This is a genomic window from Butyricicoccus sp. AM27-36, from assembly GCF_003480945.1.
GTDB classification, from domain to species: Bacteria; Bacillota; Clostridia; order Oscillospirales; family Butyricicoccaceae; genus Agathobaculum; species Agathobaculum butyriciproducens.
Genome location: NZ_QUJR01000005.1, coordinates 77,937 through 89,656 on the forward strand (window position 1 = coordinate 77,937; position 11,720 = coordinate 89,656).

12 protein-coding genes are annotated in these 11,720 nt (G+C 46.5%); 4 read left to right on the forward strand and 8 right to left on the reverse strand.

All coding sequences use genetic code 11. The features are described from left to right. Positions 1-94: 94 nt before the first annotated feature. From DW724_RS08240 to DW724_RS08270, 7 genes are all read right to left on the reverse strand, one after another. On the reverse strand, positions 95-2,479 hold the full coding sequence (locus DW724_RS08240; protein ID WP_055201458.1) for an ABC transporter permease: 2,385 nt from the start codon (positions 2,477-2,479) through the stop codon (positions 95-97). A gap of 14 nt (positions 2,480-2,493) precedes the next feature. Continuing rightward, positions 2,494-3,159, reverse strand: a complete 666-nt coding sequence (locus DW724_RS08245) for an ABC transporter ATP-binding protein (RefSeq protein WP_005362411.1) — start codon at positions 3,157-3,159, stop codon at positions 2,494-2,496. 5 nt (positions 3,160-3,164) lie between these two features. Next, complete coding sequence (locus DW724_RS08250) at positions 3,165-3,425, reverse strand: hypothetical protein (protein WP_004611617.1); 261 nt, start codon at positions 3,423-3,425, stop codon at positions 3,165-3,167. 182 nt (positions 3,426-3,607) lie between these two features. After that, complete coding sequence (locus DW724_RS08255) at positions 3,608-4,024, reverse strand: hypothetical protein (protein ID WP_118761179.1); 417 nt, start codon at positions 4,022-4,024, stop codon at positions 3,608-3,610. A gap of 27 nt (positions 4,025-4,051) precedes the next feature. Continuing rightward, the gene (locus DW724_RS08260; RefSeq protein ID WP_117485236.1) at positions 4,052-5,083 is read right to left on the reverse strand and encodes a sensor histidine kinase; all 1,032 of its coding nucleotides are present in this window, start codon (positions 5,081-5,083) and stop codon (positions 4,052-4,054) included. After that, complete coding sequence (locus tag DW724_RS08265) at positions 5,080-5,772, reverse strand: response regulator transcription factor (protein ID WP_118761180.1); 693 nt, start codon at positions 5,770-5,772, stop codon at positions 5,080-5,082. The genes DW724_RS08260 and DW724_RS08265 overlap by 4 nt, the downstream gene beginning before the upstream one ends. An 86-nt stretch (positions 5,773-5,858) precedes the next feature. Next, complete coding sequence (locus DW724_RS08270) at positions 5,859-8,267, reverse strand: ABC transporter permease (RefSeq protein WP_118761181.1); 2,409 nt, start codon at positions 8,265-8,267, stop codon at positions 5,859-5,861. A 222-nt stretch (positions 8,268-8,489) separates the two neighbouring features. Between DW724_RS08270 and DW724_RS08275 the strand changes: the two genes are divergently transcribed. The 4 genes from DW724_RS08275 (at position 8,490) to DW724_RS08290 (ending at position 11,079) form a co-directional block, all read left to right on the forward strand. Beyond that, positions 8,490-8,858, forward strand: coding sequence for a helix-turn-helix domain-containing protein (locus DW724_RS08275; protein WP_102289599.1), 369 nt, complete (start codon positions 8,490-8,492; stop codon positions 8,856-8,858). Positions 8,859-9,086: 228 nt separating this feature from the next. Then, positions 9,087-9,416 (forward strand): plasmid mobilization protein, encoded by a 330-nt coding sequence (locus DW724_RS08280; protein ID WP_002566656.1) that lies wholly within the window; start codon positions 9,087-9,089, stop codon positions 9,414-9,416. Further along, positions 9,377-10,711, forward strand: coding sequence for a relaxase/mobilization nuclease domain-containing protein (locus DW724_RS08285; protein ID WP_118761182.1), 1,335 nt, complete (start codon positions 9,377-9,379; stop codon positions 10,709-10,711). Before DW724_RS08280 ends, DW724_RS08285 begins: the two co-directional genes overlap by 40 nt. Continuing rightward, positions 10,708-11,079: a cysteine-rich VLP domain-containing protein gene (locus DW724_RS08290; protein WP_112115380.1), complete on the forward strand. Its 372-nt coding sequence runs from the start codon at positions 10,708-10,710 to the stop codon at positions 11,077-11,079. The genes DW724_RS08285 and DW724_RS08290 overlap by 4 nt, the downstream gene beginning before the upstream one ends. Before the next feature lie 154 nt (positions 11,080-11,233). Here DW724_RS08290 and DW724_RS08295 read toward each other — a convergent pair whose 3' ends face one another. Next, on the reverse strand, positions 11,234-11,719 hold the full coding sequence (locus DW724_RS08295; protein WP_233104350.1) for an NUDIX hydrolase: 486 nt from the start codon (positions 11,717-11,719) through the stop codon (positions 11,234-11,236). Position 11,720 lies beyond the last annotated feature (1 nt).

An 11,720-nucleotide genomic window follows, 5' to 3' on the forward strand; every position in this document is an offset into this window, starting at 1 on the left:
CTGAATTGTTACAACGCTCGGACATTTCAAAAATTTCTTTGAGAAATGGCGAAAAAAGCGGGGCAGCACACGCCGCCCCGCCGATCCCATACGGCTATTCCATCGTCCTGATTTGCTCAACAAGAGATTGCTTTTTCAGATTTCCAGTTGTGTAAGAAATCAAGGTGAATTGCACAATCAGCAGGATTGCTAAATATATCAATACGATCAGCCACGGAAATGAATAGTAAAAGTATGGATTCATCGTTTTCACAACGACCTGTACGGATAGGAAGCCCAGTCCAGTCCCCAAAACCAATGTTACCAGCGTAGCAAAAACTGAATACATTAACCCCTCATAGCACAGCATTTTGATAAGCTGCTTTTTACTCAAACCAATCGCCTGTAACATTCCAATTTCCTGCCTACGGGATAAGAAGTTTGTGATTGTCGTATTGACAAGGTTGATTAAAGAAAAGCACACAACAATAACAGCCACGATCAACAATACCCCGAAAGAAAGTTGTTGAAGTCCGCTATAATAAGTGATACTTTCTTTTATGGTTTCCATAACCAAATCGCTATTTCCGTCTATCAGTTGATTTAATGCAGCTTCAACCGTATCATATTTTTTCATATCGGTAATTACGGAAATCGTACCTGTGCAATCTATCCCGGTCGCTTCATTCATAAACTGCTCCGGAAGCGCAAAGCATTTTGAGAAGCCGGAGTAAGAATATTCGTTTACAATGCCCATGACGGTATAGGCCTTTGTGCGAATTTGGCCGGATTCGGTTTTATAGTCCACTTCGACGGTATCACCCAACGCAGCCTCAATATCATAGAGATCGGCACGCTCTTGAAGCAAGACAATTCCATTGCCTGCCACCAGTTCATCATAATCAGTCGTTCCCGCAATTCGCTCTTTCTCCAAATTCTGCTGTTCATCTCGGCAAAAGCCCTGAATCCATTTTCCAGAATTACCATTTACACGATATTCTGCGTCCGTGTAATACCAGTGCTTGATTCCTGTAACGCCATCAATAGATTCTACTGCATTTATAAAATCGGCATTTAGAAAATTCTTTTGCTGCAATCCAGACAAAGAAATACCAGCAGTGTCCCACGATTGATTTGCGTTGAGCTGAATGTTAAATTCACCGACAGGGAAAGCCCTGCCTCTTGCCTCTGCAACGCCATCATAGGAAACTAACATTGTCGAAATCAATACAACCAATACTCCGCCGAGTGAAAGAGAAAGTATTGTTAAAGTGGACTTTGCCTTTTGTCTGGACAGATTCATTTTAGCAAGTGAAGCAGGCGTTATTTTACGGTGCAGCACGGAACTTTCTTTCATTTTTCCCTGATAATCGGAATATCGCAATGCTTCCAGCGGAGATACTGCCGCAGCTCTTTTTACAGGAGTATGAATGGCAATCATCACAATAATAAATGCAAAAAGGCCAACCCCGACCGTCACACATAAAGTAGTCAGCCAGTACCAACCGGCAGGAATCAGGAAGTACCCAATCACATTTCCAATAACCAGACCAATCGGGATAGCAATGGCAGCAAGTAATTTCCCCTCGCGGTAAACCATCTTTTTGATCTGTCGTTTTGTAGTTCCGATTGTGCGAAGCTGTCCATAGTTACGGATACTGCTTGCTACTGAAATATAAAAAATCGAATAGATCACAATGCCGGAACCAATGAAAGTTACAAAACCAATCAAGAAATAGAACAGCATATCGCTTCCGTGATTTTCGTCCTTTAAGTTAAAATATGTGGAACGGACAATCACATTATCATCGGAAATTTTTAATTGCTGCGCCAGAGTGTTTGCATAGTTGGTGGCTTCTTCCTCGCTCATATTTTGAGCGCCTTTCAGCCCAATGTAATAATCAATCATGCCCTCGTCGCCATACTGCTGTCTTACTAATTCTTTCGATATAATGGCTGTATAGCGCCCAATATCGCCGGTTTTCACATCTAAGATTCCCGTCAATTTGAAATCATGGGTAGTGCCGTCAGAAAAGGGGATTTGAATTGTCTGTCCCAATTCATTTGAATAGCCCAAACTATCCAAAAAGGATTCTTGCACTACAATTTCATTCTCCGAAGCTGGTAAATCTCCCGAATAGGGCATACTTTGGGATTTTAGCATATCTGCATTTGCATAAGTAAAATTCACGGTTGAATGGTTTACCTGTTCAGAAAATGCGTTAAAAAATTCCCCAACCCACGCAATTTCTTCTTGCTTGTATAGTTCCTGTCCCTGTTGTTCAGAAATCGCATGATACATAATCTGCGCTGTTTTTTGGTTGCGGTTCTGCGTTTCCTGCATAACCCCAAAGCCATAGAGGACAATAGCAGATAGCAATGCGCTGGCAAGTGCAATCGTCAAAATAATAAAGATATTTCTTTTTCGATTTGCCGATATACTGCGGTTTGATATGCGCTTTACTATGCCGCTGGTATCATTTTCAAAAGGCCATGTCATAGCCTGCCACCTCCTTACTCCACAATCTTTCCGTCCTCAATGCGGACAATCCGATCTGCAAGGCGGGCTATGTCGTCATTGTGGGTAATCATCACAACAGTTTGCCGGAACTCCGCACTGGTGCGCTTGATAAGCCCCAGCACCTCGGCGCTGGTCTTGCTGTCAAGGTTGCCGGTCGGCTCGTCGGCCAGCACGATAGCCGGTTTGGTAATCAAGGCGCGGGCGATAGCCACACGCTGCTGCTGTCCGCCGGAAAGATTGTTCGGCATATTTTTCAGTTTATCTTCCAGCCCCAGCAGGTGAACGATCTCGTCCAAAAACTTCTGATCCACCGTGTCCCCGTCCAGCTCCACCGGCAGGACGATGTTCTCATACACATTCAGGATGGGAACAAGGTTATAGTTCTGGAAGATAAAGCCGATGTTGCGGCGGCGAAAGATGGTAAGCTGTTCGTCGTTCATCTTCGACAGTTCTTTGTCCCGGACAATCACATTGCCAGAAGTAGGGGTGTCCAGCCCGCCCATCATGTGAAGCAGGGTAGACTTGCCGCTGCCGGAGGTTCCCACAACGGCCACAAATTCGCCGTCCTCCACGGAGAAGTTCACACCGTCAAGGGCGCGGGTGATGTTCGGCTCTGTGCCGTAATACTTTTTCAGGTCGATAGTCTGTAAAATGCTCATAAAATTCAATCCTTTTTTTGTTTGTTGTAAATGCGGAACGCTGCTGCGCCGGTGGCAGCCAACTGCACCAGAATCAGCACAGCGAACAGGCCGAAGCTCTCATAGTAGAACAGTTCATCCCAAAATAGGAGAACATCACAGAGAGCAGTCAAGGCAACCGTCCAGCGGATGTGCCGGGCCAGCCATTGCCGGAACACCAGCACAAGGGCAACGGGCGGGACGATCAGCAGCGCCAGATTCAAAATCAATGTCGGGGTCAGTTCCATTGCGTCGCCTCCTCACTTTTGTTGATAAGGGTATTGTAAAACCCAAATGTCCGCGAAATGTTACAGCGGCCAAAAAATTTCATTGAAAATCGGGGTGAAATGTTACAACGCTCGGACATTTCAAAAAAATTCACGGCGGACAGCCGGAAATGGTCGTCCGCCGAATCATACTACACAATCTTTTAGATAGATTGATTGTGAAATAATTTCAATCCAATCACCACATTTATCATAAATTCCACAATGAGAATTATACTAATGGCAACATTAAAATTACATAAGTTATATAACCCGATATAGATTTCACAAGTAAGAAATACAACTTGCAGACACAAATTTAAGTATGTCACTAAATGCTCGTTAGTTCTATTCCACAATCTAAACAGGAACATTGTAAAAATAGGTTTTCCCGTAAAAGCAAAAAGCACTGACAATACCGGCACCAAAAATACATAGTAAGAATCTACTGCATTGCTGGGGGATGTACCTACCCATTGAATTGCTATTTTATCAGGAACAACGAAAAATAAAACAATAGATAAAATAACATTGATTATTAAAATGATTGTTGTTGCTTTGCAAAAATTGATTTTTTTCATGGTGTTTTCTCCTGTTATAAGTGTGCTTTATTTAGTCGGCAACATAATGGAAAATTCCGAACCCTTGCCCGGCTCCGAAACCACTTTGATATAGCCGCCCTGCCGTGTTACGATCTCGCGGGCCAGATACAGGCCAATGCCCACGCCCTGCTGTTCGTGTACTTCTTCCTCACGATAGAAGCGCCGGAAGATGGCAGCCTGATTACTTTCGGAAATGCCCTTGCCGGTATCGGCTACTTTGATCTCCACATACATTTCCCACGGTATCACCGACACCGTAATTTTTCCACCTGCCGGAGTATACTTCACCGCATTGTCCAACAGGTTAAAGAGGGCTTCGGATGTCCACTTGCTGTCATGTGAAAAGGTCAAATTCTCCGGGCAGTCCACAGATACAGCGATTTTCTTTTTTTCCGCTACATACACGATCCCACTCATGGCTTGCGCCACGGTATCAAAGAGGCGGCCCGGTTTCTTGTCCAACTGGATCACGCCTGTTTCCAGACGGGAGGTTTTCACAAGGGCCTGAAAGAGAAAGTCCAGCTTATCCGTCTGGTTGCGGATTCCACGGATAAAATCGGTACGCTCCGCCTCGGTCATGGGCTTTTCCAGCAGGGTGTCCGTCGCCATTTTCAGATTGCTTACCGGCGTTTTCACCTGATGGGAAATATCCGATACAAGGGTCTGTAACTCCTGCCGTTCCTCGTCCACCCGGCGACGGTTCTCCTGCATGATCTGGTAAAGTCTCGCCAGCCGGTGCCCGATTCTGGCGAGCTGGGTTTCACTGTCCTCCGGGCGTTTTGGCGCTTCGTTTCCGGTGATCATGTGGTCTAAGGTTTGGCACAGGTCTACGGTAAACTGCGACAGCCGCTTTCCAAATGCCTGCGTCAGTACAAAGATCCCTGCAAGGGCGCACAGCAGCATCGCTCCGCCCGTCAGCAGCACCGCCGTCTGTTTTGTCACAAAAAACAGGGCTATGGTGATCCCGGACATGGAGAGGACAAGTCCTATTGCCACCCAGCCAAACAGCCGCTTTACCGAGAGGTTTTGAAACTTCATTTTGCCTCGCCTCCCGTCCATTGATAACCCATGCCGTAAACGGTCTTGATGTAGGGGGCACCTCCGTCGGATTCAATCTTGCTGCGAATCCGACTGATGGAGGTTGTCAGGGTGTGTTCGTCCACATACTTCTCGTCTATATCCCACAGCTTTTCCAAAAGCTGTCCACGAGTCAGCACTTGCCGGGGATTTTTGCGAAACAGGTTCAGCATTTTGTACTCCATCGGGGATAGAGTCAGAGGCTTTCCATTTAAGGAAGCCATCTGCTCTGAAAAGTCCAGAAACAGCCGTCCATCGTCGTAAATGTCTTTAGCTGGTTTGTGGTGTTCCAGCATGGCGAACATGGCTTTGATTTTTCGCTGCAAGGCTCTGATCACAAAGGGCTTTGTGATGTAGTCCACCGCGCCCACCTCATAACCCCGTATCTGGTCGCTCTCCTGATCGTTGGCGGTCAGGAAAATTATGATGGTGTCCGGGTGCTGGGGCTTTATTAGCCTGCACAGTTCAAAACCGTTGCCGTCCGGCAGGTTGATGTCCAGCAGCACTAAATCAAATTCCCGCTGGCGTATGGCTTCGGCTGCGGTTCTGGCGTTTAGGGCAGAAGTCACGCCGTAGCCGTCTGCGGTCAGGTTATAGGCCAACATCTTATTCAAAAAACTGTCGTCCTCGACAATTAAAATCTGCTTCATATCCTCACTTCCTTTGCTTTTTGCAGATAGTATAACAGGCAAATGTCCTTAGTTGCAGAAAACACAATTTTCTGATAAAGGAAAATTTACTCCATTGTTTTAATGCGCTCGATCACAGGATGTCTTTTGCTATATCGTACAGAGAAAACGGAGTAAGCTGCCAGTATGAAGAAAAGCGCTACAAAATATATGCTTATTTCTAAAACTGGAAAATGATAAGTCAATGTCCCGAATGTCCCAACCTGATTGAAAACTTTGCAAAGTACAAATCCTGTTAAAGTTCCAATCGTTAAAGTTAGAATAGCCGTACCAGAAACATAATAGAAACATTCTGTTTGCAGCATTTTGGAGAATTGCTTACTGCTCAATCCCACAGACTGTAAAATACCAAATTCCTGCTGTCTTGATATAATGTTTGTCATTAGCGTGTTGATAAGGCTGATTAGCCCAAAAACAGCAATGAAAAATACCAATCCGTATAACGGCATTTTTATGTTATTCATTTCCTCTTGCAGATAAGTAATAATATCGCTGATACTGAAAACTTCTATACCTCCACGATTTTCCGCCAACTGGAAAATCTTATTCTCAACTTCTGTAAGCTGATCTCTTTCCACATCTACAATGCAGGTTATGTTGAAGTTGGAAACATTTTCTTTCATCATAGGTAAGAGTTCCTGCGGAAAATAGAAAGAAGCTGAATCCCCACCGAGATTAGGAGCTTTCCCAATCCCCATTACAGTAAATTCTTCCCATTGTCCATCCGCTGTTTCCACTTTGACTATATCGCCAATTTGAGGAGTGTAATTATAATAGTCGCTTAACAGCTTGGCGGAATTATCTACGATAACTCCTTTTCCGTTGATAAGTTTCTGGCGGTCTGCGGTTCCCTCAATTAGTCCTTGTGAAAAGGCCTCGTACTGATTTTCGGGGATTCCAATTTGGGTAAAGAAATGGCTGTTACCATCCTTGAAAGGAGTGGGAAATTCCATATTTGAAACACAGCCCTGTATAAATTCAATATTCTTTACGCCATTCATATCTGAAATCGTTTCTTCCAAAACTTCATCCAATGGATTTTTCGTTTGAAGTGCATTGATCCCGGCGGGGCGATCTTCCGCATTTGTGTTGGCGGGATCAAGGGAAAGTACAATGTCGCCATTTGCAAATTGCTGTTTTGCCATGCTTTCTACATCAGTTGAATTAAGGTAGGTGGCGGCACACATCAGTAAAACTCCGGCAAATCCCAAAGACAATACGGTTAGTATAGCTTTTTTCTTGTTCCGGGCAAAGCTCATTCGGGCAAGCGAAGATGGCGTGATTTTTCGATGTTCGATCCGCGTTTTTTCTGTCGCCGGTGTATCAGTCGTATTGATTCGCAGCGCCTCAATAGGCGATACCATAGAGGCTTTCTTTACAGGGGTATGGACAGCAATTTTCAAGGCAATTTCTGTAACAAGGGCAATCACAACGGCACATTCCAGTGTAGTCATCCAATGCCAGCCGTCCGGCACGAAACAATAGCCCAAAACACTTCCCAATACAACGCCGATAGGAATTGCAGCACAGGATAACAAAAAATTTTCTTTTCGCACGATACGCTTGATCTGAACCGATGTAGCCCCCAGCACACGCAGTCTGCCATACTCATGTGTTTTCCCGATAACAGAAATGTAGAACAGACTGTAAATAACCAAAGAACAGGCCAGTACAATTAAACTGCTTGCTCCGATAATCACTAATAACTCCTGCGTGGATTTTTCTTCTGCCAATCCAAAATAAGTAGAGCTATACATAACATACTGTTCAGGTACACCGCTTTGTTCCGCAATTTCGTTTATCAACAGCTTCAAAGTTTCGCTGTCCATATTTTCGGTATTTTTCAAGCGAACCAAAAGATCGTAACAGTTTGCTTTTCCATACCGGCTATATAAGCCATTCGATACAATGACTTGATAAATACGGGACACATTTCTGCTTTGAATAATGCCGCAAACATGATATGTCTGATTTTCTCCAAAAGGCATATCCAGTGTAACGGTCTGATCCAGTTGAACCGGAAGCCCTAAATGCTCCAAATAGGACTGTTCCACAATGATTTCATTTTCTGCCTCCGGCATTTTTCCCAGTAAGTCGGTAACGCCTTTTAGTTCAAGTGCATTTTGATCTCTGTAATACACATCCAAAGTGTAGTCATTGATACGGCTCGTTCCCATTGCAGCCTCTTTGCCGACTGATTCAATCTGGTTGTTATGTTCCAGTTTTTCAAAGACGGTACTGGTACTGTTAATAAAACTGCTCTGGTAGCGTCCTTGCAGATAAAGCCTATTTTCACGGTCTGTTCCGAGATTATATAGTGCTAATACCATCATCAAACTAACTGCAAAAGCAATCGTTATGATAATAAACGCATTGCGTCTTTTATCCGCTTTCATGCTTCGATCTGCTAATTTTTTTACAATGGCGCTGGTGTCATTCTCAAAAGGCCATGTCATAGTTGTATCACCTCCATATTTGATAAGGCCATTGTAAACCCCAAATGTCCGCGAAATGTTACAGCGGACGGATTTTTTCAAAAAAGTGCTTTTTCTTTATTATAGGATAGCCCGCTTTTCCGTACAAGGCACAAAATATGAATTATAAAGTTTAATCTTCCTGCATATAGCAACATTCCATTGAGAAAATATGAAATATACAATGTAGATGGGTGGTGCTATATGGCAAATATCAAAGATTGTCCCGGCTTTGAAACTTTCGGCGCTGATGTAAAAGAGGCGCGGAAAGTCAAGCAGTTATCGCGTAAGACGCTGGCAGAACAGGTCAATATCGACTGGCGCTATCTTGCCAACATCGAAAATGACGGCACGATTCCCAGCCTGCCGGTTATCATACAGCTTATCAAAATCTGCGGGCTTCCCGTGGAACGGTATTTTAACCCGGAGATTATGCGGGAGGAAAGCGCACAGCGGCAGCGGGTCAGCCACAAGCTGAAACTCTGCCCGGAAGAATTTCTGCCGGTCATCGAGGGCGCGATTGACGGGGCCATTCAAATTCAACAGAAGAATGACGAAACGGAGGGTGCATGACAACCCTCTGTTTTGTTTTTGGGAGGACGCAAGCTGCGCCCTCTCTTTTTTTGTACGGTTTTCGGAAAAACCGGGATTTTGCGGGTATTTCCTTGGGGTCAGAACGCTTTTTAGGGGAAGAAGAACAAAGACAGCAAGCATAGGGAGTGTAGCCACACTCCCGGCAAACGGCTTCCCGTTTGTATCTTGGGGAAGTCCCCAAACCCCTGAATGAATGGAGGTGAGAAAGTGGCAAACCGAAAACGGAAGTTTGTGCTGCGCGTCCCGGTGACGCCGGAGGAACGGGCGCTGATCCAACAGAAGATGGCCCAGCTTGGCACAAAGAACTTTTCTGCCTACGCCCGGAAAATGCTGATTGACGGCTATATCGTCCATATCGACACCGGCCCCGTCCGGGCGCAGACCGCAGAGCTGCAAAAAATCGGCGTCAACATCAACCAGATTGCAAGGCGTATCAACAGTACCGGGACTGTGTACGCGCAGGACTTGGAGGACATCAAGGGGGCGCTGGCACAGATATGGCAGTTACAAAGATCCATCCTATCAAGTCAACGCTGAAAAAGGCGCTGGACTACATCGAGAACCCGGACAAGACCGATGAAAAGCTGTTCGTTTCTTCCTATGGCTGTTCCTATGAAACAGCGGATATTGAATTTCAAATGCTGTTAGATCAGGCGTACCAAAAGGGCAACAATCTGGCCCACCACCTGATACAAGCCTTTGAACCGGGGGAAACCACGGCGGAGCAGGCCCATGAGATCGGGCGGCAGCTTGCCGATGAAGTGTTGCAAGGCAAATACCCCTATGTGATTACCACCCACATCGACAAGGGCCATCTGCATAACCACATCATTTTCTGCGCCGTGGATATGGCGAACCAGCGCAAGTACATTTCCAACCGCCAAAGCTACGCCTTTATCCGGCGAACCAGCGACCGGCTGTGCAAGGAACACGGCCTGTCTGTGGTAAAGCCCGGCAAAGACAAGGGCAAAACCTATGCCGAGTGGGACGCACAGAAAAAGGGCAAGAGCTGGAAAGCAAAACTGAAACTTGCCATTGACGCGGCCATCCCGCAGGCCAAAGACTTTAATAGTTTTCTGCGGCTCATGGAGGCGCAGGGCTATGAAGTCAAACAGGGCAAGTTTATTTCATTCCGCGCTCCCGGACAGGAACGCTTCACCCGCTGCAAGACCTTGGGGGAGGATTACACCGAGGAACGGATCACCCAGCGGATCAAGGGCATTGCCATTGACCGGGGGTCGCGCAGAAGAAGCGCCGGGGAAATCTCCCTGCGGATTGCCTTGGAGGACAGTATCAAGGCCCAGCAGTCGGCGGGCTATGCGCGGTGGGCGAAGCTGCACAACTTGAAGCAGGCCGCCAATTCCTTAAACTTCATCACAGAACACCAGATTGACAGCTACGAGGGCTTGGAAAGCAGGCTGGCCGAGATCAGCGCGGCAAACGACGCGGCGGCCTCCGCCCTGAAAGACGCGGAACGCCGCCTTGGGGATATGGCGCTGCTGATAAAAAACCTCTCCGCCTACAAGCAGCTCCGGCCTGTGGCGCTGGAACTGCGAAACGCCAAAGACAAGGCCGCGTTCCGGCGGCAGCATGAAAGCCAACTGATCTTGTATGAGGCGGCGGCAAAGACGCTCAAAGAGGCCGGGGTCACAAAGCTCCCCAACCTGTACGCCCTCAAAACCGAGTATAAAAAGCTGGACGCAGAACGGGAACGGCTGTCCGCACAGTACAGCGAAGCAAAACAGAAATTGAAAGAATACGGCATTGTCAAACAGAATATAGACAGCATTTTGCGGACAGCGCCGGGAAAGGAGCATACGCAGGAACGATGAACATACCGAGAATGAGTTACCCCCAATACCGCAAGGCACGCAGGCTCACCCATGAGTGCTGCAACTACTGTAACGGAAACTGCCTCCTGCTGGACGATGGGGAGGAATGTGTCTGTGTGCAGAGTATTTCCTATTCGCTGCTGTGCCGGTGGTTCAAGGTAGCCGTCCTGCCGCTGGACGCGGCCCTGTGCGCCGAGATCACCAAAGGCCGGGACGAAATCAAACGCTGCGCCGTCTGCGGGGCGGCGTTTACTCCCAACTCCAACCGGGCTAAATACTGCCCGGATTGTGCGGTGCAGGTGCGCCGGAAGAAAGAGGCGGAACGCCAGCGGAAAAGATACCTCCTGTCTACGCATTTAAGGCGGTAAAAGTCCACGGAAATCAAGGGTTTTTCCGCATGGTCGGCAGGCAGGTGGATAAAGTTATCCTGTTCCCCTTAAAACGGGGTTCTAAATGCGGGAAAATGGACAAAAAAGAAGCGCCGGGCGCAGAGGCTTTGACACCTCCGCGCCCGGCGTTTTTTCAGCCTATTAACTGATCTACATAGGTAATCAGGGGATGCAGTTGTTTCAGGCGAAACATCTCAAATAACTTATCTGAACTTACCCATTGAACATCTACAACTTCTGTTTCCTGTAAACGCATTTCTTCAATCTTTATATCCCTATGAAACAGCCAAACATCGTAAAAATCCTGCACATTTTCCCGTCTGGTCTGATAAATCAATTTTTCACTTCCGGGAGTAAGCAGTATTCCTAATTCTTCTTTTACCTCTCGGATTGCTCCTTGCAAGCTGGTTTCCCCGGAAAATACAGAACCACCCGTACATTCCCAATAAAGAGGGTATTGCTTTTTCGGATGCCGCTGTGATAAAAGATACTGCCCCTGCTGGTTGACGATCCATACACTCACAGATAAATGATACAGCCCTTTGGGTATGATTTCTCCACGGCACATTGTTATTCCAGACTTTTCCCGTTTTGCATTATATAAATCCCATTTTTCCATT